Genomic DNA, 23116 nt, shown 5'->3' with positions numbered 1-23116 from the left:
CGCAGAACAGGAGAAGAAATGCGACACGCAGAGAAGAACGCCTTCCTCACCGGAGCGGGCTCCGGGATCGGACGCGAGACGGCGCTCCGTCTGGCGAGCGAGGGTGCGCGCGTCCTCGTCACCGACGTCTCCGCCGAGGGGGCGGCCGAGACCGTGCGCCTGATCGAGGCGACCGGGGGCAGCGCGATCTCGGCCGTGGTCGACGTGCGCTCGCGGGAGCAGATCCGGGCGGCGGTCGACCTCGCCCGCGAGACGTGGGGCTCGCTGCACCTGCTCGTCAACAACGCCGGAGTCGTCACGGAGCACTCGTTCGAGACCCTCACCGAGGAGGCCTGGGACTTCGTCTTCGACATCAACCTCAAGGGGCAGTTCCTCGTCGCGCAGGAGGTCGCGCCGCTCATCGCCGCGTCCGGCGGAGGCGCGATCGTGAACCTGTCGACCGTCGAGGCCCTGGTCGTCGTGACGAGCACCGGCACCGCGCAGCCGCACTACAACGCCAGCAAGGGCGGCGTCCCCATGCTCACCAAGGCCCTCGCTGTGGAGCTCGCGGCGAAGGGCATCCGGGTGAACTGCGTCGCCCCGGGCCCCATCGCCACCGACTTCTTCGACTATGAGAGCGTCACGAGCGACGAGGCGCTGGAGTTCATGAAGCAGCGACTGCTCGTGCCCCGCGTCGGCCTGCCCTCCGACATCGCCGCCGCCGTATCCTGGCTGCTCAGCGATGAGGCGTCTTGGATCGACGGCATCCAGCTCCCCGTCGACGGAGGGTGGCTGACGCGATGATCGACGATGTGCGCCTCGCGCCCGACGAGTTGGAGGCGGCCGGCATCCGCACGGTCATCGTGGCCACGCCCGACATGCAGGGCCGGCTGGTCGGCCGTCGCATCCCGGTCGAAGGCTTCGGTCGCGTGGTCGAGAACGGCGTCGACATCTGCACGTGCGCCTGGGCGTGGGACATCGATCAGGGACTCGAGCTGATCGATGCGAACAGGTTCGCGCTGTGCGGCATGCACAACGGGGTGCCGGACGTCACGCTGATCCCCGACCTCGAGACGCTCCGCCCCGCGGCCTGGCTCGAGGGTGTCGCGATCTGCCTCGCCGACCCGGTCGACGTGCACACGCACGAGCCGATGCCCATCTCACCTCGCGTGATCCTGAAGCAGGAGCTGGCGCGGATCCGGGAGCTCGGGCTCACCCCGCTCGCGGGCACCGAGCTGGAGTTCTACCTGTTCCGCAACGACCCTCGGGAGCTGCGACGCTCCGGCTTCCGCGACCTCGATCCGACGACTCTCACCCCGTCGGACTTCATGATCCACGAGGGCAACCTCTACGAGCCGTTCTTCCAGAAGCTGCGCTCCGACCTTCGCGCGAGCGGCATCCTCGTCGAGGCCGCGCAGAGCGAATGGGGACTCGGGCAGTGGGAGATGACCTTCGAGTACGGCGATCCCCTGGAGATGGCCGACAGGCACGCGCTGTACAAACTGGCGGTGCGCGACACCGCGGCGCGCGCCGGCATGTCGGCGACGTTCATGGCCCGGCCTCTCAACGACCAGCCCGGCTCCTCATGCCACGTGCATGTGTCGTTCGTCGACGACGAGGGCACCGCCGTGTTCTGGGACGAGTCGGCATCGGATCGCCTCAGCGGACGGATGCGGTCGGCGATCGCCGGCGCCCTGGAGCACGCACCCGCGCTGATGGCCTGGTACGCGCCGACCGTGAATTCCTATCGGCGCAGCAACTCCTCCGACGTGGCAGGGAGCGGGCGCACCTGGGGTTCGACAACCGCACCACGACCGTGCGTGTGGTCGGGCATTCCGCGAAGGCGCTGCGCTTCGAGTTCCGCTTGCCCGGCGCCGACACCAATCCGTACTTCACCCTCACCGGAGTCCTGGCCTCGGCCCGCGACGGTATGGAGAAGAAGACCGTGCTCGGCGACGCCGTGGTCGGCAGCGCCTACGACCTGCCCGGTGACGACGCCATGCCGACGGATCCTCGGCGGGCGAGCGTCCTGTTCGTCGAGAGCCCGCTCGTGCAGGACCTGTTGGCCCCCGAACTCATCTCGCACCAGCAGGTGCTCCTCGACCACGAGTGGAGCACATTCATGTCTCGCGTCACGGACTGGGACCTGCACCGCTACTTCGATCGGATCTGACATGACCTACCCCGCCCTGCGCACCTGGATCGGCGGCGTCGCCGAAGAGAGCCCGGAGAGCGACGGCACCTGGCTGCTCGACCCGAACACCGGCGAGGCGCTCGCGGCCTCGGCATCGAGCTCGCTCGACCAGGTCGATCGTGCGGTGGCGGCCGCACAGGAGGCGCACGACGACGCGCGGTGGCGCGGCCTCGCTCCGGAGCGCAGGGCCGAGAAACTCACGGCCCTCGCGGACTGGCTCGACGAGCGCGCCGAGGAGATCGCACACCTCGACGCCCTCAACAGCGGGGTGCCGATCGCGGTCACCCGGCTCTTCGGCGGGGCGAACGGTGCGACGCTCCGAGACGCGGCGCGGCGGGCGGTCGCGGTCGGCGATGTGCGCGAGCTGCCGTCCGACCAGGGCGGTGTGCGTCTTCGTCGAGTGCCATGGGGTCCGACGGCTCTGATCCTGCCGTGGAACGCCCCGAGCGCGATGGCCGTGAAGAAGACGGCGTTCGCGCTCGCCGCGGGAGCCCCGGTCGTGCTCAAGCCCTCGTCGTTCTCGCCCTGGAGCGCCCAGCTGCTGCTGGAGGGTGTGCACGAGGCCGGCATCCCCGACGGCGTGGTCGGCCTCGTGCAGGGCAGCGGCGGTGTCGGTCGCGCCCTCGTGGCGGATGAGCGGATCGCAGCCATCTCGATGACGGGCTCGACGCCGACCGGTCGTGCCATCGCCGCGACGGCCGCCCCGCGCTTCGCCCGGCTGCAGTTGGAACTGGGTTCGAACAACGCCGCGATCGTCCGCGCGGATGCCGACCTGGATCAGGCGGCGAGGTCGCTGGCAGACGGCGTCCTCAAGCTCTCCGGCCAGTGGTGCGAGGCGCCGCGCCGGGTGCTGGTCGACCGCGAGCGCCGCGACGAACTCGCGGGACGCCTGATCGCCGAGTTCGGACGCCGCACGATCGGGTCGAGCATCGACGAGACGACGGAGGTCGGTCCCGTGGCCTTCGCGGCGCGCAGAGACGAACTCATCGCGCAGCGCGAGCGGCTGGCTGCTTCCGGTGCCGAGGTGCTGCAGGTGTCGCAGGTGCCGACGCGGGGATGGTTCTTCGAGCCCACCGTGGCGGTGCTCGACGGGTCCGGTCTCCCGGACGAGGTGTTCGGGCCGATGCTCCTCGTGGGCGGATATGCCGACGAAGACGAGGCGGTCGCCCTCGCGAACACCGGTCAGGTCGGACTCGCCGGTTACGTGTTCGGTGCGGATGAACCGGCCGCTGCGGCACTGGGCGAGAGACTCATCGCCGGCGAGGTCAAGGTCAACGGCACGAGTGTGCTCGACATGGCCCCAGACTCGGCGCAGAGCTTCTTCGGGGCGAGCGGCCTTGGCGGGCACGGCGACGCCGATGTGCTTGACTTCTTCGTGGGGAAGCAGGTCGTGGGGCGGGACCGCCCCGGACTTCCCCTGTGATCGGAGGAGCACGGATGAGCGAGCGTGACGACGCGCCGCACGACTTCTCCCGTGCCGTGCTCCAGCCCGTGTCCGGGTACCAGGCCGTCGCCGGGTTCCTCCGCCGCGAGATGGCGCTCGGTCGCATCCGACCGGGTGACCGCCTCCCCCTGAGCGGAAGCTCGCCGAGCAGCTCGGGGTCTCGCGCGAGACGCTGCGGCAGGCGCTGCGCATCCTGGAGGGGAGCGGTCAGATCGTGATCTCGCGCGGGGCGTCCGGCGGGGCGTTCGTGCAGGATGCCGCGCTCGATCCGAGGCTCATCCGCGAAGAGGTGCGCACCCGGTCGGCCGAGATCGGGGAGCTCACCGAGTTCCGTGCGATCGTCGAGTCCGGTGGGGCGGCGTTGGCCGCGACGCGTCGCAGCGACGCCGACCTCGAGGCCATGGCGCAGGCGCAGCGCGACCTCGCGGACGCGGTCACGAAGGCGGAGTCGCGCATCGCCGACACCGACTTCCACATCGCGCTCGCCGAGGCGTCGGGCAACTCGTTCGTGCGGGATGCGGTCGAGGAGGCCAGGGTGCGGATGTTCGAGCCGGTCGACCTCATGAGCTTCGACTTCGTGAAGGAGTCGAGCTGGCACGCGCACGAGCAGATCCTGGATGCGGTGCGCCGCGGCGACGCCGAGGCCGCGGATGCCGCGATGCGCGCACACCTGCACACCACGCGCGAGGAGTTCACCCGCGTCGTGGAGTCCTGACCGCCGGGTCTGAGCTCAGGCCGTGGTGAGCGCTCAGGCGGTGGTGAGCTTGGAGAGCTCGGCGACGAACGCGTCGACGTCGGACTCCTCCGTGTCGAAGCCGCACATCCAGCGCACCTCGCGGCGGGCGGCATCCCAGTCGTAGAAGCGGAACACGTCGCGGAGCTTGTCGGCGACGCCTTCCGGCAGCGTCGCGAAGACGCCGTTGGACTGCGTGGGCTGGGTGAACTCGACGCCCCGGATCGATCCGTCTGCGATGCCGTCCTCGATCTCCGAGCGCAGTCGGGCCGCCATGGCGTTCGCGTGCCGGGCGTTGCGCAGCCACAGGTCGCCCTCGAGCAGCGCGATCAGCTGTGCCGACACGAAGCGCATCTTCGACGAGAGCTGCATGTTGAACTTGCGCGAGAACTTCAGTCCGTCTGCGGCACCGGGGTTCAGCACGACGATCGCCTCGCCGAGCATGGCGCCGTTCTTGGTCCCGCCGTAGGTCAGTACATCGACCCCGGCGTCCCGGGTGAACGCCCGAAGCGGCAGGTCGAGGGCGGCGGCCGCGTTCGACAGACGTGCGCCGTCGAGGTGCAGCTTCATGCCGCGCTCGTGCGCGTGGTCGGCGATCGTGCGGATCTCCTCGGCGGTGTACACGGTGCCGAGTTCGGTGGACTGGGTGATCGAGACCACGAGCGGCTGGGCGCGGTGCTCGTCGCCCCAGCCCCATGCCTCCCGGTCGATGAGCTCGGGAGTGAGCTTGCCGTCGTCGGTGGGAACGGTGAGCAGCTTGAACCCGCCGATCTTCTCGGGCGCGGCCGCCTCGTCGACGTTGATGTGCGCGGTGGACGCCGCGATGACCGCGCCCCAGCGCGGCAGCATCGATTGCAGGCCGGTCACGTTCGCACCCGTGCCGTTGAAGACGGGGAACGCCTCGACGTCGTCGCCGAAGTGCGCCCGGAAGACCTCCTGCAGGCGGACGGTGTAGGCATCCTCGCCGTATGCGCTCTGGTGCCCGCCGTTCGCGGCGGCGATGGCCGCGAGGACCTCGGGGTGGATTCCGGAGTAGTTGTCACTGGCGAAGCCGCGGATCGCGGGATCATGCTGGATGCTCACCTCCCCAGCCTAATTGCCCTACCGGATGTCCCCGGCCCGCCCTACCCTCGAACCCATGGAGCGCACCGCAGCGAAGAGGGCTTTCGGCAACGTCCTCGTCAACACGCTCATCGCGAACGTGACGACGAGCTTCCTCTGGTTCGCCCTCACGTTCTGGGTGTACATCGAGACGCAGTCCGTGCTGGCGACGGGGGTCATCGGCGGCGCCTACATGCTGTTCGTCGCGTTCTTCGCCATGGCCTTCGGCACGATCGTCGACCGCAACCGCAAGCACACCGTCATGGTGATCTCGAGCGTCATCTCGGCTGTCGCCTTCCTCGTCGCCGGCGTGCTGTATCTGTGGCAGCCCGAGGCGGCTCTGCTCGATCTGGGCGGGCCGTGGTTCTGGGTGTTCTCCGGCGTGATCCTGTTCGGCGGAGTGATCGAGCAGCTGCGCAACATCGCGCTGTCCACGACCGTCACGCTGCTCATCCCCGAAGAGAAGCGCGCCAACGCCAACGGTCTGGTCGGCACCGTGCAGGGCATCGCCTTCCTCGTGACGAGCGTGTTCTCCGGGCTCTCCATCGGCTTCCTCGGGATGGGGTGGACGCTCGCGATCGCGATCGCCGCGATGGCGCTGACGTTCGCGCACCTGCTGTTCATCCGCATTCCGGAGGGGACGCCGCAGCCCGACCCCGATGCGTCGAGCGCCCTCGACTTCCGCGGCAGCGTGCGGGCCATCCGGCTTGCGCCAGGCCTGTTCGCGCTGATCATCTTCTCGACGTTCAACAACCTCATCGGCGGCGTCTACATGGCGCTCATGGACCCGTACGGGTTGACGCTCTTCGATGCGCAGACGTGGGGCTTCGCGCTGGCCTTCGCCTCGACGGGATTCCTGATCGGCGGCGGCCTCGTGGCGAAGTTCGGCCTCGGGCCCAAGCCCATGCGCACCATGCTGCTCGTCGTCATCGCCATGGGGCTGCTGGGGTCGGTGTTCATGCTGCGCGAGTGGTGGCCGCTGTATGTCGTGGGCATGTGGGCCTACATGGCGCTCGTGCCTCCGGTCGAGGCCGCCGAGCAGACGGTGATCCAGAAGGTGGTGCCGTTCGAGCGGCAGGGTCGCGTGTTCGGTGTGGCGGCGGCGATGGAGGCCGCGGCGGCGCCGATCACGGCGTTCCTGATCGCGCCCATCGCCGAGTTCCTGATCATCCCGTACATGAACACCTCCGCGGGGCGGCAGCAGTGGGGCTGGCTGCTGGGCGAAGGCGAAGCCCGCGGTATCGCGCTCATCTGCCTGTTCGCCGGACTGATCATGGTCGTGGCCGCCACGCTGGCGTTCTTCACGCGTTCGTACCGCAAGCTCACCGAGCTGTACGCCGAGGCGCCGGAGCAGGACGTCGACCACGGCGAGACGAGCGATGAGGGCGACGACCACGGCGATTCCGGTGCAGGGGTCGAAGAGGAGTCGTCATCTCCGTCCGACCGCATCCGACGGAGTGACGCCCCGCCGGTCGTCCCTGGCATGCCCCCCGAGTCCCGCTGAGCGACGGACGATTCGCCGAGGCCACGACCATTCCCCGAGGTTTTCGCGGGATGGCGTCCGCGGATCGTCGCGCCCTCGGCTGATCGTCGGGCCACGCGGGGTGACCGGAGGGCGGTCGTGCTCAGTCGAGGTCGATCACCCGGTCGTTGAGGGCGGCGGCGTCGTCATCCCACAGCGCGAGGATGCGGGCGGCCAGCGCCTCGGGATCGAGAGTCTTGGCGCGGAACACGACGGCCGCGGCGCGCAGCGGTTCGGCGGCATCCCGCGCAGCCTTGGTGTAGCCCTGGGCGACCGCCCTGGCCCACGCCTCGCTCGCGGCCTTGACCGCGGCATAGTTCGCCCCTCCGGCGAGGGGGCGACCGACCGCGGTGGACGACACGATCGCGAACCGCCCTGCACCGGATGCGCGGAGTGCGTCGTCGAACGCCCGGCTCGTCGCGCGGACGGCGTCGAGCGCCGGCAGCAGTGCGGCGAAGTCCTCGTCCGACTGCCCCGCGAGGCCGCCCCCGCCGCGCCACCCGCCGACCAGCGGGATCACCGCGTCGACCGCGTCGATCCGTTGGGCCAGGGCCGTCATCTCCTCGAGCGAGGTCGCGTCCGCGACCACCACCTGTGCGCCGGCGTCCGCCAGCTCCTGCAGCCGGTGCGTCGAACGGCCGGTCGCGACGACGTGGGCGCCTGCGGCGACGAGTGCGCGCGTCGCGGCCAGGCCGGACGCGCTGGTCGCACCCGCCAGGAGCACGGTGCGGTCGGAGAGTCTCTCGTCGGTGTGTGCAGCCATGTGCTCCACTCTTCCGGATCGAGGGCGTCTGCGGCCGAAACCGGCGGAAGAGTCCGCAGAACAGGTTCCGGCCGCAGCGCGGTGCGCCCCAGCGTCACATCGGGAGCGCGCGCGATGCGCGCACTGGTCAGTCGTCCGTGCCGCGGATGCCGACGGTCGACTCGATGACCGGCTTCATCTTCTTGTCGAGGGTCTCGAAGAACATCGACAGCGGGAACTCGTCGTCCATCACCGCGTCCGTGTAGCCCTTCGGCGCTCCGGCGAGGATCTCGTCCGACAGGCCGCGAGCCCACTGCGATGCCGGATGAGGTGTGAGGGTGCCGCGGACGAGCTCGTATGCCGCGAGCCAGTGCGCGACCTTCGGGCGGTCGATCGAGTGCCAGTACAGGTCGTCGATCGCGTCGCCCAGGGCCACCACGGCGTCCGGCACGTTCTCCCAGTCGAACGCCAGGGCGGTGTCGGTCCAGTGCAGCACGCCGCGCTGGTGCAGCCACGCGAACAGCAGCTGCCCGCCGACCGCGTCGTAGTTGCGCGTCCGGGTGCCCGTGATCGCGAAGCGGAAGATGCGGTCGAAGATCACGGCGTACTGCACGAGGTGCGCGTAGTCGTGCATCTCCTGCTCGGTCGCGGTGAGCTCTTCGCCGGCCTCGATGCGCGCCGCGAGGGCGCGCTCGATCTTCACCGACTCGCGGAACGCCGTCATGTCGCAGCGCATCTCCTCGAGCGAGTAGAGGAAGAACGGCATCCGCTGCTTGATCATGAACGGGTCGAACGGGAGGTCGCCGCGCATGTGGGTGCGGTCGTGGATGATGTCCCACATCACGAAGGTCTTCTCGGCCACCTGCTGGTCGTCGAGCATCGCCGCAGCGCGCTCCGGCAGGTCGAGGTTCGTGATCTCGGCGGCGGCGCGCACCACGCGACGGTAGCGGGCCGCCTCACGGTCCTGGAAGATCGCCCCCCAGGTGAAGGTCGGGATCTCGCGCATCGCGACGGTCTCGGGGAACAGCACGGCCGAGTTCGTGTCGTAGCCGGGCGTGAAGTCGACGAGTCGCAGCGAGACGAACAGCTTGTTGCCGTAGTCGCCGGCTTCGAGAGCCGCGATGAACTCGGGCCAGATCGTCTCGACGATCAGAGCTTCGACCAGGCGGTCGCTCGAGCCGTTCTGCGTGTACATCGGGAAGACGACGAGGTGGCGGATGCCGTCGACCCGGTTCTGCTGCGGCTGGAAGGCCATCAGCGAGTCGAGGAAGTCCGGCACGCCGAAGTCCTCGGATGCCCACCGATCGAAGTCGACCACGGAAGTGGCGAGGTACTCCGCGTCATGCGGGAAGGCCGGGGCGAGGGCGCGGATACCGGCGGTGATGGCGCCGACGAGGTCACGGGCGGCGGCGTGGTGCGCGGCATCCGGGATCGAGCCGTCCTTGATCTGCATCTCTCGGATCGCGATCGCGGCGTCTTTGAGCTGCGCCCACGCGGCGGACTGCTCAGCGGTCGACGCATCCTCGACGACCTCGGGTTCGCCGACGATGGCCTGAACAGCGGAACTGTTGGCGGAAAGAAGGGACATCGGGACCTCCGATCGGAGTATTCAACGGAAAGATTCCTGCATAAACGGAATCCTGACGATAATCTTACAGCTATGGATGATTCTGTCGACCGCGCGATCCTGGCCGCGATCTCCCGAGACGGCCGCGCCACCCTCTCTCAGCTGTCCGACGCCGTCGGGCTATCGGTCTCCGCGGTGCAGTCGCGTCTGCGCAGGTTGGAGACGAGGGGAGTGATCTCCGGATACCGCGCGATCCTCGACCCCGAGCAGGTGGGCACTCCGCTCTCCGCCTTCATCGAGATCACCCCGCTCGACCCAGCGCAGCCCGACAACGCCCCCGACCTCCTCGAACATCTCGCGGCGATCGAGGCCTGCCACTCCATCGCCGGCGACGCCAGCTACATGCTGTTCGTCCGTGTCGCGTCACCGCGGGCGCTCGAGGAACTCGTCCGTGATGTGCGCCTCGCCGCCAACGTCAGCACCCGTACGACCGTGGTGCTGCAGACCTACTACGAGCACCGCCCGATCATCCCGGTGGATTCGGCCGAGTAGTCAGAGCACAGCGCCCACCACCGCCTCGCCCAGCGGGGTGCGCAGATGCAGCATCCTGGTGCCGGCGCGCTCGCTCGCGACCAGCCCTGCTCCGCGGAGCACGGCGAGGTGATGCGACGCGGTCGATACTGCGAGGCCGGCATCCCGGGCGACCTGCGATGTCGTCCTGGCGGTACCCGCTCGGAGCAGGATCCCCGCTCTGGCTGGTCCCAGCAGGGCGCCGAGAGCATCGGCGATGTCGGCCGTGTCCCTGGCCCACCCCGCGGTGACGCCGCGGGCCGGGTAGAACAGGGTGGGTTGCGCCGGAGGCTCGGTCAGCACCATGCAACCCCAGGAGGACATGACAGAGGGGCCAGCACCAGGCCGCTTCCCCGGCAGTCGACCTGTTCGCTGTGGCGCCGCAGCGAGACCCGCACCGCGCCCTCCGACCAGGTGACCTGCCGGTGCAGCTCTCCGGCCATCCCGGCGATGCCTCCGGTCGCGATCCGTTGGGCGCGGACCGCGATGTCGGCTCGCAGCAGGCGTTCGAGCTGCGGCCATACCGGGGCGAGCGCGGCATCCCACACCCCGGCCCAGGCGTCGGCGATCATCGCGCGTGCCCGCACCGGACGCGCCTGCATCTCGCGAAGCGCCTGCTGCCGGGCTCCGGTCGAGCGCAGCACCATCTTGCCGAAGTCGACGCGCATCGGTTCGACAGGCGTGGCGCGCAGTCCCTCGAGCTCGGCCTCCGGAGTCAGGTCCCAGCGCGGCGCGGTCGTCAGGAAGTCGGGCAGGTAGCCGTCGTCGCCGATCACGGTCGACAGCAGCGCGAAGTCGTCACGCGGAAGCCTGTCGCGCACCGTCCGAAGCCATCCCCACTGCAGCGGGTTGGCGGCAGGGCGCCGGAGTGCCCGTACCGCGTGCGCCAGCTCGTGACCGGGGGAGACGCCGAACCGCACGGCCTCGATGTCGCCGGGGCTCAGGTGGAACTCGACGCGGTGGTCGGGATGCTCGACGCCCTCGATCGGCGGCATGTTTCGATCCACATCGAAACTCTAGGGACTGTCCGTGAGGCTGTCGAGACTGAAGCCATGAACAGCACACCATCTCCCTCCGTGGTCGTCGCCGCGGGTGACATCCGGATCGGCTCCGGTCGCAGTCGCCGGTTCGTCGGGGCGGACCATGGCGCCGCCGTCTCCTACTTCTTCGTGGAGAACCACCCGGGCGAGGGTCCGGGACTGCACTGGCATCCCTATCCTGAGACCTGGGTGGTGATCGAGGGTGTCGCCGCGATCACCGTCGGCGACGAGACTCTGGTCGCCAGGGCTGGAGACACCGCGACCGGTCCCGCCTACGTCCCGCACCGCTTCACCAACGTGGGTGACGGCGTCCTCACGATCATCGGCATCCACGCGTCCGCGACCATCATCCAGACCTTCCTCGACGAAGACTGAGCACAGGAGCACACATGTCCTTCCAGGCATACCTCGACAACATCGAGACCAAGACCGGCCTCACTCCGCGGCAGTTCATCGAACGCGCCACCGAGAAGGGGTTCGACCAGACGACCAAGGCTGCGCCCATCGTCGCGTGGCTGAAAGAGGACTACCAGCTCGGTCAGGGGCACGCCATGGCGCTCGTGCACGTGATCACCAAGGGTCCGCAGATCAGCGACAAGCACGTCGGCACGGGCGGAGCGCACGGCGATGCGTCGAACACGCTCTGGCTCGACGGCAAGGACAGCAACCCGAACACCTGATCCCGCGGCCCGCGGAGGTCGGCCATCGGTGCGGCCACTAGGATTCCGTGGGTGGCAGCATCCTCACAGCGCAAGAAGAAGACCCCGAGCGCGAAGCGCACCCCGGCCCGCACCAGCGGCAACCCCGCGAAGCGTCCGGTCGTCGAAGCGGGGCCGGTCACGGTGTCCGACTGGATCGGGGCGGCGCGCCTGCGCACCCTGCCGCTCGCGATCGCCCCGGTGGTCATCGGCACGGGCGCCGCCCGCAGCACAGGACCCGAGTTCCACTGGGTCATCGCGCTCGCGTGCCTCGCTGTCGCGGTGCTGCTCCAGATCGGCGTGAACTTCACGAACGACTACAGCGACGGCATCCGCGGCACCGACGCCCACCGCGTCGGGCCCGCGCGACTCACCGCGTCAGGGCGGGTGGCGCCGCGCACGGTGCTGGTCATCGGGCTGGTGTTCTTCGCGCTCGCGGCACTGGTCGGACTCGCGATCGTGGTGCGCACGGGGCAGTGGTGGATGCTCGCCGTCGGAGCCGCGTGCATCGTCGCCGCCTGGTTCTACACCGGGGGCAAGCGACCGTACGGCTACTACGGGCTGGGCGAGGTGTTCGTGTTCGTGTTCTTCGGACTCGTCGCGACCCTCGGCACCACCTGGGTGCAGGCGTTCGAACTGCCGCAGCAGGCTTGGCTCGGGGCGATCGCGGCCGGTCTGTTCGCATGCGCCGTGCTGTTGGCGAACAATCTGCGCGACATCGATCAGGACCGCGAGGTCGGCAAGCGCACCCTCACGGTGCTGATCGGCCGTCGGGCCACGCAGGTGCTGTTCACACTCTTCGTGCTCGCTCCGTTCGCGATCGCGGTGTTCCTCGCGCTGCTGTTCCCGATCGCGTGGCTCTCGCTGCTGGCGCTCCTCGCCGGGTTGCCCGCGATCCTCATCGTCTGGACCTACCGCCAGCCGAAGGAACTCGTCACCGCGCTCGCGCTCACATCGCTGACGGCGCTGCTCTACGCCGGCGCGCTGTTCTGGGCGTTCGTCGGCTGAGTCCGAGCCGAACCGTCAGGACCGGGGGTCTTCGTCGACGGACGTGCTCGTGTCGTCGATCGCCTGGTCCTCGGCATCCGCATCGGCCTGGCCGCCCGAGGTGCGGCTCTCGCGGCGCTCCTGCAGTCGCGCGGAGGCGTCGGTGAGCGGCGTGCGCAGGAACAGCATCGAGATGCTCATGCCGATGAGCGCGGCGAAGATCGCGGCGAGCCACCAGAATTCCCGGAAGATCGGGAAGAACACCCAGAGGATCGCGAGCGGAACGAGGAACGCCAGCAGCCGCAGCACGGTGTAGACGAGGATCGGCGCGGGTTTCTTCACCCCTCCAGTCTACGTTCGCCTCTCGGTCGACTCTGTGTGCCCGCCGTCGACGCCCAGTCGCGCGAGCGGGATGCCGCGCACCACCCGGCGCCAGGGGTGCTCGCCGAGAGACCAGAGGAGTCCGGCGTCGAGGTCGAGCGCCAGATCCTCGCACCCGACCGGCAACGGGATGCGCTCCCTGAGCAGCGCGTCGCGTCGACCGCTCCACAGGGCGCCGGGGCGCAGATGATCCGACTGCGACACGAAGTAGCGGTCCGCCCAGCGGACGGCGCCCTGCATCTGCGCGATTCCCGGGGTGAAGACATCCTCTTCGGCGAATCCCGCGCTCCCGGCGTCGGGAATCGTGAACTCGCCGATCCTCCCGGTGTCGTCCCGGAGGTACTCGCCGATGAGGACGCGCGGCAGAGGGGTGCCTGCGTCGTCGAACACCCGCCCCAGGTACGAGCAGCGCAGGGGGACCGCATGCACGCGGGTGCGCACGGCGACGAGGGCGGTCGTCCGCCCGCCGCGTGGACGCGCGCCGGCGAGGCGCTGGGCGACGGCTCCGCGCACCGTGCGGATGTCGGACAGGTCGAACTCCCAGATGCCGCGTCGCGTCGCGGCGACGAAGAGCCTGTCTTCGAACCAGGCGAGTCCGCCGGCGTGGATCGGCGCGGGCTCGAGCTCGTCCCCATCGCCGTCGCCGTCGCCGTCGCCAGGGACGGTGAGCAGGATGTCCAGGTGCCGCGAGCGCTCGAGGTCGACGAGCGTCACACGGGAGGCCAGGTGCGTCCCGGCGAGATCCTGCCGGAACCAGCTCACGGCCAGAGTCCGTCGCCCCTGCCATTCGCCCAGATCGATGCCCTGCGGGTACCAGCGCCTGGTCCAGGTCCTGGCGCTCAGCCAACGCAGATCGACGGTGTCGCGTCTCTTCTGCCGCACCGGGCGCCAGGTCGATCCGAAGGGCCACAGCATGCTCCCATCGTCGCCGACATGCGGCCTTCGCGCGAACCTGCCGTGCGGCGACGCGCGCACTGTCGGCATTCGTTCAGACTCACAGCTTCTGACATGTATCATGTTACCGTGCCGCCGCGACCATCTCTGGGGGATGGGCGCGGCGACGAGATCGTCGCGAGGTCCGTTGATGGGGGTCAGCGGAACTCGAGACGGAGGGGATCGTCATCGGCGATCCCTTTCCCCGAACGTCAGGCGTTCGGCAGTGCGATGCACTGGGAGGTGTGGCCCCGTTCGGGTACGGGGTCACACCTCAGTCTGTCTTCGGGGGCGCGCCGTCCGCCGACACCGGTCGTTCACCTCCGCGATGCCGTCCGGCAACGAACGCCTGGCACGATGCCCGGACACCGTCTGCCCCAGGAGTTCCGTGCGCACACCCCTCGTCACCGTCATCCTTCCCGCCAAGGACGCCGGCGAGTACATCGGGACGACGCTCGAGACGCTCACGCGACAGTTCGACGATGCGTCCGCGCTCAAGCTCGTGGCCATCGACGACGGGTCCCGCGACGACACGGGCATGCTCATGCGGCAGTACGCACAGCGGTTTCCGCATGCCGAGGTGGTGCGCAACCCGACGGCACGAGGTCTCGCGACGGCACGCAACCAGGGCCTCGCGCATGTCGAGGGCGATGCGTTCTGCTTCGTCGACGGCGATGACTGGATGCAGCCGAGACGGCTCGAGGTGCTGGCGTCGCGGCTGCGGGAATCGGATGCCGACTTCCTCCGCACCGATCATGTCAGGGTCACCGGCATGCAGCGGACGCTCGTACGTGCGCCGAGCCCCTGGCGCGAGCGGGTCATGCCGCCCCGGGAGGCGATCCTGCCCGAGACCGAGTCCACCATGGTCGACTACCCCTACGCGTGGGCGGGGATCTTCCACCGCCGCCTGATCGACCGCGGTCTGGCCGACTTCCCCGAGGGGCTGTTCACGGCAGAGGACCGCCCCTGGATCTGGCGGCTGCACCTGCAGACGGAGTCGTTCGCGGTGGTCGACGCGCCCGCGCTGCTGTATCGGCGGGGTGTCGGCACCTCCCTCACCCAGGTCAGGGACAGGCGGCAGCTCGACTTCGCCCGAGCGATGAACGAGGTCATCGCCGTGGTCGAGCGCGACCCCGACGCCGAGCGCTTCCTGCCGAAGGTCGTGTGGACCGCGCTCGCGCTCAGCTCCCATCACCTGGTGCGGGCGCGGCGGATGGCCCCGCGCGTGCGGGCCGAGATGCGCTCCGGCATCAGGGACATGCTCCACCGGCTCCCCGCCGCCGAGGTCGCGTCTGTGCTGGCGCGCTTCGACGGATCGCGGCGCCGGGTGCTCGCTCGCATCCTCCGTCAAGCCGGACGAGCATCGTGACGCAGGTCTTCGCGCTCCACAGCGCCTATGGACTCGCCACGGCAGCCGCCGCGATCGACCAGGGCCTTCTCGGTTCCGGTGTCGAGCGGCTGCTCGTGCCGTTCACCTCGTCGCGGGTGCCCGAGACCGCCACCGGCATCGGCGAGGATCCGGTGCTGGCATCGCTGCGCGGCCGATTCGATCGCATGGAGCCCTTGGAGGAGCTGCTCGGCCCGGTGCATCCGAGCTCGTGGGAGCCGGCCGACGGCGACCTGCCCCTGCTCGAGCGGCTGCTCGCCCGCGCATGGCGCCTCGATCCGCGCGAGCTGGAGCTGTTCGTGCAGAGCCCGCAGGTCGCGCCGGCCCGCACGCTCATGACGGTGTTCCCCACGCGCGGATCACGGTCATCGGAGACGGGCTCATGACGTATTCGCCGATGCGGGTACGCCTGCCGTACCCGGTCGCCGCGCGTGTCGAACGTGTCGTGCATGCCGACGTCGTGCCGGGTGTGCGGCCTCTGGTGGGTTCCCCTCGCGCCGAGGTCGTGCCGGTGTCGTCGGCGTCTTTCGCCGCGGCGCTGCACGAGACGGACCCCGGCGATCCCGTCGATGGAGAGGGTGCAGCGACGACCGTGCTCGTGCTCGGTCAGTACCTTTCGGCGCTCGGGCTGATGACGCGTGCGCAGGAGATCGATCTCCAGGGTCGGCTGATCGAGCGTGCGGTGCGGTGGTCGCCGGAGCGGATCGTCTTCAAGCCGCACCCGGCGGCGCCTCCCTCGTGACCGCGGCGGTGCGCGCGCAGGCGGTCGCGCACGGTGTCGAGTTCGTCGAATACCGGGGCCCGCTGGCGGCGGAGCTGCTCGCCGAACGCCTCGATGCCCTGGCCGTCGTGGCCGGTTTCTCGACGGCGCTCCCCACCGTGCAGACTCTCTTCGGTCGCGCCATCGGCTCCGCGGGCAGCGAGACAGTGCTGGCGGCGCTGACGCCGTACGAGAACAGCAATCGGATCCCCGCGGTCCTGGTCGACGCCCTCACGCGCGAGGCGTCGCCATACGCGGATCCTGCTCGACTGCAGCTGCTGATCGACGCGGTCGGGTATGCGATGCAGCCCGTGATCGCCGGACACCTGCGCGGCCGTGCGGAGCAGCTGTTGCGCGGACTCGACCCGCGGGAACGGGATCGATACTTCCCCCGCGTCGCCTCGCCGAACTGCAGCTGCCCGGCGCGCCGACGGAGAGTGCGCTGCGCCGTGCGTTGCGTCCGGCCGGCGGAGTGGGCAGGGTCGAGGAGTGGCGCCTCAACGCCCTGGGTGCGCGGCGACGCGTCGGGCAGGCCTGGCGCGCGATACGAGGACGATGACGAGGATGCAGGACATGGACGAGCACGGGCCCCTCACGGTGGCGATCATCCCCGCACGCGGCGGCTCGAAGCAGGTGCCCCGCAAGAACCTGCAGCGGGTCGGTGGCCTTCCCCTGGTCGCGCGGGCGGTCGGGGCGGCGGCGACGGCGGCCGGCATCGATCTGGTCGTGGTCTCCACCGACGACGACGAGATCGCGACGGTCGCGGCGGCGGCCGGGGCGCGGGTCGTCCGTCGCCCTGCCGAGCTGTCCGGCGACACCGCGACCTCGGAGAGCGCGCTTCTGCACGCGCTGGACGAGCTCGAGACGGCGGGTCTCCGGGTCGAGACCGTGGCCTTCCTGCAGGCGACGTCGCCGTTCATCCCGAGCGAGGCGCTCTCCGCGGCCGTCGACGAGGTGCGGGCGGACCGCGCCGACAGCGTCTTCTCCGCGCACGAGACCTATGGCTTCCTCTGGCGAGAGGGGGAAGAGCGCTCGGCGGAGGCCGTCAACCATGAGGCCGACCGGCGGCCACGCCGACAGGATCGAGAGCCGCACTATCTCGAGACCGGCGCGTTCTACGTGTTCCGTGCCGAGGGCTTCCGTACGCACAGGCATCGCTTCTTCGGTCGGATCCGCATCGCGGCGGTGCCGGAGTGGACCGCGATCGAGATCGATGATGCCGAACAGCTCCGCATCGCCAGGGCGCTGGCACACCTGTACGAGTCGCCGCAGCCGATCCCGGTGCACGCCGTCGTCACCGACTTCGACGGCGTGCACACCGACGACACCGCGATCATCGACGCGGATGGCGGCGAACGGGTGCGCGTCAGTCGCGAGGACGGGATGGGCGTCGCGCTGCTGCGTCGTGCCGGCATCCCGCTGCTGATCCTCTCGACCGAGGTCAACCCCGTCGTCCGTGCCCGTGCCACCAAGCTCCGCGTGCCCGTGCTGCACGGCATCGACGACAAGGAGACGGCTCTGCGCGACTGGGCCAGGGAGAACGAGGTGGCTCTCGCCGACATCGCCTACCTCGGCAACGACGTGAACGATCTGCCGGCGATGCGGATCGTGGGGTGGCCGGTCGCCGTCGCCGACGCGCATCCCCTCGTGCGCGAGGAGGCCAGGGTCGTGCTGCGGCGTCGTGGTGGCGACGGCGCCGTGCGAGAGCTGATCGAACGGGTGTTGTCGAGCTGACCGACATCGGTAACCCGGTCTTCGCCCGGCGTTCACCCTCGGCCCGTAGTCAGGAGGGAGGGGATCGCACCCGCGTTGGACGACCGGAGGAACCATGACTGTCAGCATCGGCTCGCGAGTGATCGGCGGCGGCCGCCCGGCCTACGTCATCGCCGAGATCGGCCTCAACCACAACGGCGACGTCGACATCGCGAAGCGTCTGATCGACGTCGCGGCCCGCGCGGGCGCCGACGCCGTGAAGTTCCAGAAGCGCACGCCGGAGATCTCCACGCCGGAGCACATGCGTGACGTGCCCCGGGAGACGCCCTGGGGTGTCATGAGCTACCTGGACTACCGTCGCCGCGTCGAGTTCGGCCACGACGAGTACGTCGCGATCGGCGACCACGCCACGATGCTCGGACTCGACTGGTTCGCCTCGCCGTGGGACGTCCCCAGCGTCGAGTTCCTCGAAGACCTGAACGTGGTCGCGCACAAGGTCGCCTCCGCCAGCCTCACCGACACCGAGCTGCTGCTCGCTCTCCGCGAGACCGGTAAGCCCGTCATCCTCTCCACGGGGATGTCGACCATCGCCCAGATCGACCGCGCGCTCGACACGCTCGGCACCGACCGTGTCGTGCTGATGCACGCGACCTCCACCTACCCGCTCGAGCCGGAGGAGGCGAACCTGCGCGTGATCGCGACGCTCCGCGACCGGTATCCCGGCATCCCTGTCGGCTACTCCGGACACGAGCGTGGCCTGCAGATCTCCCTCGCGGCAGTGGCGATGGGGGCCGTCGCGGTCGAACGGCACATCACCCTCGACCGCACGATGTGGGGCTCCGATCACGCGGCATCGCTCGAGCCGACGGGTCTCGAGCACCTGGTCCGCGACATCCGAGTGATCGAGCGCGCCGTCGGCGACGGGGTCAAGCGCGTGTTCGACAGCGAGCAGGCCCCGATGGCGAAACTCCGCCGCGTACCCGCATGACGGACGCCGCGGGCATCCGGGTCGTCGCGATCGCCGACGCCGACTCGTTCGTGAAGTGGTCGGCGGCGCTGCTGGGCACCGTCCCCGGTCTGCGGCCGCACCTGCTGCTCGTACGCACCCCGCTGACGGTCAGCGCCGCGCAGGAGCGGACCGCCCTCGCCGGCACGGCTCTCGGGCCGGACGACGTGACCCGCGTCTCGTTCGCGGAAGCGGCCGGCTGGCTCGCAGGGCAGCGCCCCGATGTGGTCGTGCTCGCCGGTCGCGGCCCGTTCGTGCGACTGATGGGACGGATGATCGATGCGCTGGAGCACCGGCCGGTCACCGTCTCCGGGCTTCCCGGCATGGCCATCCCCGCGCAACGCGGTGCACTCGACTACCGCAGGTACACCGACCTGCTGATCCTCCACTCGCATCGCGAGGTGCGGGCGTTCGAGGAGCTCGGCCGACGCATCGGCGTGCAGGTGCCGACGGCGCTCGCGACCCTCCCGTTCGCCCGACGGCGACAGCGGATGCTGCGACCGGAGCGGGTCCGTGTGGAAGCGGTCGTCGGGGAGGCGGAGGTGTCGCGGTCGCCGAACATCCTGGCCCCATGACTCCGGTGCGGCCGCCCGCGACCGACATCGTGTTCGCCGCACAGGCACTGGTTCCCGCGACCCGTGCGGAGCGCGCCGAGATCGCGGCCACGCTCGTCCGTGCGGCGCAGGCCGAGCCGGGTCGCCGCGTCGTCGTGAAGCTGCGGTCCCGGCCGGGCGAGTCGGAGACGCACCTCGAACGCGAGCCCTACCAGGACCTGTTGCCGCATCGCCGACCGCAGAACCTCGTCTACTCGTACGAGCCGATGGCCACGGCGCTGGAGACCGCTGCCGGTCTGGTCACCGTCAGCTCCACGGCCGCGATCGAGGCCACCGCCCTCGGCGTGCCCGTGATCGCCCTCGACTCGTTCGGCGTGAGCAAGAGCCTGCTGAACACGGTGTTCGTCGGCAGTGGTCTGCTGGGCGGCCGCAGCGAGGTCGTCGCCGGTCGGTTCCGGCATCCGCATCCCGACTGGCTGCGCGACAACTACTTCCATCCCGAGGCGGAGTCGACCTGGTGGGAGCGGGTCGAGCGGCTCGTGGCGCTGCGGCGTTCGGGGCCCTTCCCGCGCGCCGTGTGGCGGCTGCCAGGGGCGGTTCGCTGCACGAGGCCTGGCACCGGGCGAGCGTCCTCGGTGGCGAGGACCGCACGGTGCGGGGCACGACGGCGCTCGCGATCGGAGCGCCGGTGACGCGCGCTCGCCGCCGTGCGCGGGCGGCGGGCACCCTCCGACGGCGGCACCTGGGCCGATCCCACCACCGACTACACCCTCGAGCCCAACCCTTTCCACGACTCTCTTCGGCGCTGAGCCGCCTTCAAGGGTCCGCCCGTCACCGGTCAACCCCGGAGCGGCACTCGCGAGTGCCGCCGCGCCCGGGCTCGGTCGCGGCGGCACTCGCGCAGGTCTCAACTGCTGCGACGGATGGCCCTGACCCCGACGACCAGGCCGACGACCGCGACGGCGAGTGCCGAGACCCATCCCCAGAGCACGGTCGCGTCACCGAGGTCTCCCGCGAAGAGCGCGCGTTCCGCCTGCACGACCCAGTTGACGGGGTTCACCGAGGCGACGACCTGCATCCAGTCGGGGGCCGCATCGAGGGGCAAAAGCATCCCCGACAGGATCAGCAGGGGGAAGATCAGCGACTGCTGCACACCCCAGAACAGCCACTCCCGATCCTTCGTGGCGAGTGCCAGGGAGTACGACAGTGATCCAAGGCCGACCCCGAACACGGCGAGCAGTGCCAGCCCGATGAGCAGACCGGGGATGTCGGCCGCGAACCCGAACGGCCAGGCGATCAACACGATCACCAGCGCCTGCACCACGATCGGCGCGATCTCCTTCAGCGCACGTCCGACCAGCAGGGAGGAGCGCGCGAGCGGGGCCACGAGTGTGCGCTCGTGAGAGCCGGTCATCATCTCGTACTGCAGATTCGATCCGGTCGCCCCGGTACCGAAGAGCACGATCATCACGAGCACTCCCGGAACGAACCAGGCCAGGGTCTCTCCGGCCGGCTGCCCCGAGTCGCCGATGAGGAGCGGGGCGAACAGGCCGAGGAAGACGAGCGGCTGCAGCAGGCTGAAGATCAGGGTGAACGGATCGCGGAGCACGGGCTTGAGCTCGCGGCTCAGGACGTTCCTGGTGTCGCGCGCGAGGTTCGGTCGCACGAGCGTGTCGGTGGTGGTCATGAGCGGACTCCTGTCGTGCGGGGTTCGGGGGCGGCGGGTGCCGGCTCCGTGTCGGATGCCTCTTCCGCGGCATCCGTCCCTTCGCCGGCTTCGCGCAGCGTGCGACCGGTGAGGGCGAGGAAGACGTCGTCGAGCGTCGGCGGCACGCCCGTCGCGCGGCGGACCTGGATGCCCGCGGCGTCGAGCTCGCGCACGACCACCGGAAGCAGTCGGTCGCCGTCGGGCACCGCGAGCGAGACCGAGGGGCCGTCGATGGTGACGTCGGCAGCGCTCAGGCGGGCGACCACGGCGCGGGCGCTCGCTGCCTCTGCGGCATCCGCGAAGCCGAAGGTCAGCACGTCGCCGGCGAGGGTGGCTTTGAGGGAGGCGGCGTCGTCGTCGGCGATGATGCGTCCCTTGTCCATGACCATCACCCGCTCGGCGTACCGGTCGGCCTCCTCCAGGTAGTGCGTGGTGAGGAAGACCGTGGTGCCGTGCTGCGTGCGCATATCGAGGATGTGCTCCCAGAGGTTGGCCCTGCTCTGCGGGTCGAGTCCGGTGGAGGGCTCGTCGAGGAAGATGAGCGGCGGCGCGTGCATGAGTCCGAGGGCGATGTCGAGTCGACGTTTCTGGCCGCCGCTGAGCTGTTGCACGGTCCGCGAGGCGAACGAGGCGAGGTCGAGCGAGGCGATCAGCTCGTCGGCGCGGCGGATGCTGTCGCGTTTCGACATCCCGTAGAAGGCGCCCTGGCTGAGCAGCTCGTCGCGCACACGCTGCGAGAAGCTGCCGCTGGTGAGTTGACCGACGTACCCGATGCGGGCGCGGACTCCTGCCGCGTCGGTGTGGATGTCGTGCCCGACCACGCGCGCGCTTCCGGAGGTGGGCGGGATGAGCGTGGTGAGCATCCGCAGAGTCGTCGACTTGCCGGCGCCGTTGGGTCCGAGGAAGGCGACGAGTTCTCCGCGCACGGCGGTGAAGGAGACGTCGGTCACGGCGTTGACCGGCGTCTTCTTGACGGTGAAGACCTTGGTCAGGCCTTCGGTCTCGATGAGGGAATCGTTCATGGGGAGAGCGTAGAAACCACTGCGGACAGATCCTGTCCGCGATGTCTGGCATTCTGAGGCGCATGACCGACACCACCTCCCGCGCACTCGCACTGCTGAACCTGCTGCAGACGCACCGGCACTGGCCGGGGACAGAACTCGCGACGCGGCTGGGCGTGACCGAACGCACCGTTCGTCGCGATGTCGACCGGCTGCGTGACCTCGGATACCGCGTGGAGTCGTCGCCGGGAGCGGCCGGAGGGTATCGGCTCGAGGCCGGGAGCGCGGTGCCGCCGCTGCTGCTCAACGACGACGAGGCCGTGACGATGGCGATCGGGCTCCGGGTCGCCGCCACCCAGCAACTGGTGGGCGGCCCCGATGTCACGCTCACGGCTCTCGCCAAGCTCGAGCAGGTTCTGCCGTCGGCGCTGCGTCAGCGGGTGAACGCGCTCGCCGCATCCGTGCAGGCGCCGCGGATCGGGGACGGGCCGGTGGTCTCACCCGAGGTGCTCGGCGAGATCGCTCTCGCGACCCGTGACACCGAGCGCCTGCGCCTCCGGTACGTCGACGGCGAAGGGCGCGAGAGCATCCGTCGCGTCGAGCCGCATGCGCTCGCTCCCGCCGGGCGAAAGTGGTTCCTGCTGTGCTGGGACCTCGATCGCGCGGACTGGCGCACCTTCCGCGTCGACCGCATCGTCGCGGTCGAGCACACGCGCGTGCTGTTCGCCCGTCGGGAGATCAGCGAGGAGGAGATCGAGGAGCGCGTGCTGATCGCGTCGTCGTGGTCGCCGCAGAAGGTCGAGGCCGCAGCGGTGATGGACCTGCCCCTCGCCGAGATGCAGGACCGCTTCGGGCCGTGGTCGCAGGGGGCCTCGGCCGCCGGACAGGATCGGACGCGGTGGCCCTTCGGCGGCTCCGACTGGCGTGAGGCGATGTATGCGCTGCTCTGGATCCCCGAAGGGGTCGAGTACACGGTCGCGCTGTCGGACCCGCATCGTTCCGAGCTGCGGGAGGCCGTCGAGCGGCTGCGGCGTGCGCTGGACGCCCCCGCTCCGGAAGACCTCGGGTGACCGGAACGCGTCATCCGCAGACTCAT

Annotated in this window: 26 protein-coding genes and 1 pseudogene; 18 read left to right on the top strand and 9 right to left on the bottom strand. The window is 70.0% G+C overall.

Annotation, left to right across the window (positions count from 1 at the left end; translation table 11 throughout):
- Positions 1-18: 18 nt before the first annotated feature.
- From K1X59_RS16240 to K1X59_RS16220, 5 genes and pseudogenes are all read left to right on the top strand, one after another.
- Positions 19-783, top strand: coding sequence for an SDR family NAD(P)-dependent oxidoreductase (locus K1X59_RS16240; RefSeq protein ID WP_183150811.1), 765 nt, complete (start codon positions 19-21; stop codon positions 781-783).
- Positions 780-2152, top strand: a pseudogene (locus tag K1X59_RS22945) (glutamine synthetase family protein). The gene K1X59_RS16240 and the pseudogene K1X59_RS22945 overlap by 4 nt, the downstream one beginning before the upstream one ends.
- A gap of 1 nt (position 2153) precedes the next feature.
- Positions 2154-3596 carry an aldehyde dehydrogenase gene (locus K1X59_RS22940; RefSeq protein ID WP_183150809.1) on the top strand — a complete coding sequence of 481 codons (1443 nt, stop codon included), beginning with the start codon at positions 2154-2156 and terminating at the stop codon, positions 3594-3596.
- Positions 3597-3610: 14 nt separating this feature from the next.
- Positions 3611-3835, top strand: a complete 225-nt coding sequence (locus tag K1X59_RS21760; protein ID WP_258566889.1) for a hypothetical protein — start codon at positions 3611-3613, stop codon at positions 3833-3835.
- Positions 3790-4332, top strand: coding sequence for a FadR/GntR family transcriptional regulator (locus K1X59_RS16220; protein ID WP_396652592.1), 543 nt, complete (start codon positions 3790-3792; stop codon positions 4330-4332). Before K1X59_RS21760 ends, K1X59_RS16220 begins: the two co-directional genes overlap by 46 nt.
- Positions 4333-4365: 33 nt before the next feature.
- On the opposite strand, the gene K1X59_RS16215 is transcribed toward K1X59_RS16220, so the two are convergent.
- Entirely contained in the window at positions 4366-5433 is a 1068-nt protein-coding gene (locus K1X59_RS16215; protein WP_183150807.1) for a low specificity L-threonine aldolase, read from the bottom strand.
- A gap of 55 nt (positions 5434-5488) precedes the next feature.
- Here K1X59_RS16215 and K1X59_RS16210 point away from each other — a divergent pair, with 55 nt between their 5' ends.
- Complete coding sequence (locus K1X59_RS16210; protein WP_183150806.1) at positions 5489-6955, top strand: MFS transporter; 1467 nt, start codon at positions 5489-5491, stop codon at positions 6953-6955.
- Between the two features lie 121 nt (positions 6956-7076).
- On the opposite strand, the gene K1X59_RS16205 is transcribed toward K1X59_RS16210, so the two are convergent.
- Together K1X59_RS16205 and K1X59_RS16200 are read right to left on the bottom strand one after the other, a co-directional pair.
- The gene (locus K1X59_RS16205; RefSeq protein ID WP_220173582.1) at positions 7077-7736 is read right to left on the bottom strand and encodes an SDR family oxidoreductase; all 660 of its coding nucleotides are present in this window, start codon (positions 7734-7736) and stop codon (positions 7077-7079) included.
- 127 nt (positions 7737-7863) lie between these two features.
- Positions 7864-9303, bottom strand: coding sequence for a DUF6421 family protein (locus K1X59_RS16200; protein WP_183150805.1), 1440 nt, complete (start codon positions 9301-9303; stop codon positions 7864-7866).
- Positions 9304-9375: 72 nt separating this feature from the next.
- Here K1X59_RS16200 and K1X59_RS16195 point away from each other — a divergent pair, with 72 nt between their 5' ends.
- Positions 9376-9834: an Lrp/AsnC family transcriptional regulator gene (locus K1X59_RS16195; RefSeq protein ID WP_183150804.1), complete on the top strand. Its 459-nt coding sequence runs from the start codon at positions 9376-9378 to the stop codon at positions 9832-9834.
- Here K1X59_RS16195 and K1X59_RS21755 read toward each other — a convergent pair whose 3' ends face one another.
- Together K1X59_RS21755 and K1X59_RS16190 are read right to left on the bottom strand one after the other, a co-directional pair.
- The gene (locus K1X59_RS21755) at positions 9835-10158 is read right to left on the bottom strand and encodes a helix-turn-helix transcriptional regulator (protein ID WP_258566888.1); all 324 of its coding nucleotides are present in this window, start codon (positions 10156-10158) and stop codon (positions 9835-9837) included.
- Positions 10149-10859 carry a hypothetical protein gene (locus K1X59_RS16190; RefSeq protein WP_258566887.1) on the bottom strand — a complete coding sequence of 237 codons (711 nt, stop codon included), beginning with the start codon at positions 10857-10859 and terminating at the stop codon, positions 10149-10151. The genes K1X59_RS21755 and K1X59_RS16190 overlap by 10 nt, the downstream gene beginning before the upstream one ends.
- A gap of 45 nt (positions 10860-10904) precedes the next feature.
- Here K1X59_RS16190 and K1X59_RS16185 point away from each other — a divergent pair, with 45 nt between their 5' ends.
- From K1X59_RS16185 to K1X59_RS16175, 3 genes are read left to right on the top strand one after another with little or no spacing between them, the layout of a single operon-like run.
- Positions 10905-11267 (top strand): cupin domain-containing protein, encoded by a 363-nt coding sequence (locus K1X59_RS16185; RefSeq protein WP_183150803.1) that lies wholly within the window; start codon positions 10905-10907, stop codon positions 11265-11267.
- 14 nt (positions 11268-11281) lie between these two features.
- Positions 11282-11572: a DUF4287 domain-containing protein gene (locus K1X59_RS16180; protein ID WP_183150802.1), complete on the top strand. Its 291-nt coding sequence runs from the start codon at positions 11282-11284 to the stop codon at positions 11570-11572.
- Between the two features lie 51 nt (positions 11573-11623).
- Complete coding sequence (locus K1X59_RS16175) at positions 11624-12598, top strand: 1,4-dihydroxy-2-naphthoate polyprenyltransferase (protein ID WP_183150801.1); 975 nt, start codon at positions 11624-11626, stop codon at positions 12596-12598.
- Positions 12599-12613: 15 nt separating this feature from the next.
- On the opposite strand, the gene K1X59_RS16170 is transcribed toward K1X59_RS16175, so the two are convergent.
- Together K1X59_RS16170 and K1X59_RS16165 are read right to left on the bottom strand one after the other, a co-directional pair.
- Positions 12614-12919, bottom strand: coding sequence for a DUF4229 domain-containing protein (locus K1X59_RS16170; protein ID WP_220173581.1), 306 nt, complete (start codon positions 12917-12919; stop codon positions 12614-12616).
- Positions 12920-12928: 9 nt separating this feature from the next.
- Positions 12929-13873, bottom strand: coding sequence for a hypothetical protein (locus tag K1X59_RS16165; protein ID WP_220173580.1), 945 nt, complete (start codon positions 13871-13873; stop codon positions 12929-12931).
- Between the two features lie 406 nt (positions 13874-14279).
- Between K1X59_RS16165 and K1X59_RS16160 the strand changes: the two genes are divergently transcribed.
- The 7 genes from K1X59_RS16160 (at position 14280) to K1X59_RS16135 (ending at position 20003) form a co-directional block, all read left to right on the top strand.
- Positions 14280-15260: a glycosyltransferase family 2 protein gene (locus tag K1X59_RS16160; RefSeq protein ID WP_220173579.1), complete on the top strand. Its 981-nt coding sequence runs from the start codon at positions 14280-14282 to the stop codon at positions 15258-15260.
- A complete protein-coding gene (locus tag K1X59_RS21750; protein WP_258566886.1) occupies positions 15257-15664 on the top strand; it encodes a hypothetical protein in 408 nt (135 codons plus the stop codon). Before K1X59_RS16160 ends, K1X59_RS21750 begins: the two co-directional genes overlap by 4 nt.
- Entirely contained in the window at positions 15661-16020 is a 360-nt protein-coding gene (locus K1X59_RS21745) for an alpha-2,8-polysialyltransferase family protein (protein ID WP_258566885.1), read from the top strand. Before K1X59_RS21750 ends, K1X59_RS21745 begins: the two co-directional genes overlap by 4 nt.
- Before the next feature lie 591 nt (positions 16021-16611).
- Complete coding sequence (locus tag K1X59_RS16150; protein ID WP_220173578.1) at positions 16612-17772, top strand: acylneuraminate cytidylyltransferase; 1161 nt, start codon at positions 16612-16614, stop codon at positions 17770-17772.
- Between the two features lie 94 nt (positions 17773-17866).
- The gene (locus K1X59_RS16145) at positions 17867-18739 is read left to right on the top strand and encodes an N-acetylneuraminate synthase family protein (RefSeq protein WP_183150798.1); all 873 of its coding nucleotides are present in this window, start codon (positions 17867-17869) and stop codon (positions 18737-18739) included.
- On the top strand, positions 18736-19332 hold the full coding sequence (locus K1X59_RS16140) for a DUF6716 putative glycosyltransferase (protein WP_183150797.1): 597 nt from the start codon (positions 18736-18738) through the stop codon (positions 19330-19332). The genes K1X59_RS16145 and K1X59_RS16140 overlap by 4 nt, the downstream gene beginning before the upstream one ends.
- Positions 19329-20003 (top strand): DUF6716 putative glycosyltransferase, encoded by a 675-nt coding sequence (locus K1X59_RS16135; RefSeq protein ID WP_183150796.1) that lies wholly within the window; start codon positions 19329-19331, stop codon positions 20001-20003. The genes K1X59_RS16140 and K1X59_RS16135 overlap by 4 nt, the downstream gene beginning before the upstream one ends.
- Before the next feature lie 215 nt (positions 20004-20218).
- Here K1X59_RS16135 and K1X59_RS16130 read toward each other — a convergent pair whose 3' ends face one another.
- Together K1X59_RS16130 and K1X59_RS16125 are read right to left on the bottom strand one after the other, a co-directional pair.
- Positions 20219-20998 carry an ABC transporter permease gene (locus K1X59_RS16130; RefSeq protein ID WP_183150795.1) on the bottom strand — a complete coding sequence of 260 codons (780 nt, stop codon included), beginning with the start codon at positions 20996-20998 and terminating at the stop codon, positions 20219-20221.
- Positions 20995-22041 (bottom strand): ABC transporter ATP-binding protein, encoded by a 1047-nt coding sequence (locus K1X59_RS16125; protein WP_183150794.1) that lies wholly within the window; start codon positions 22039-22041, stop codon positions 20995-20997. Before K1X59_RS16125 ends, K1X59_RS16130 begins: the two co-directional genes overlap by 4 nt.
- Before the next feature lie 62 nt (positions 22042-22103).
- Here K1X59_RS16125 and K1X59_RS16120 point away from each other — a divergent pair, with 62 nt between their 5' ends.
- Positions 22104-23090, top strand: a complete 987-nt coding sequence (locus K1X59_RS16120; RefSeq protein WP_183150793.1) for a YafY family protein — start codon at positions 22104-22106, stop codon at positions 23088-23090.
- Positions 23091-23116 lie beyond the last annotated feature (26 nt).

The organism is Microbacterium sp. Se5.02b (genome assembly GCF_019464375.1).
Classification (GTDB): domain Bacteria; phylum Actinomycetota; class Actinomycetes; order Actinomycetales; family Microbacteriaceae; genus Microbacterium.
The sequence above is the reverse complement of the archived record's forward strand: the minus strand, read 5'-3'. Positions and strand labels throughout refer to the sequence as shown.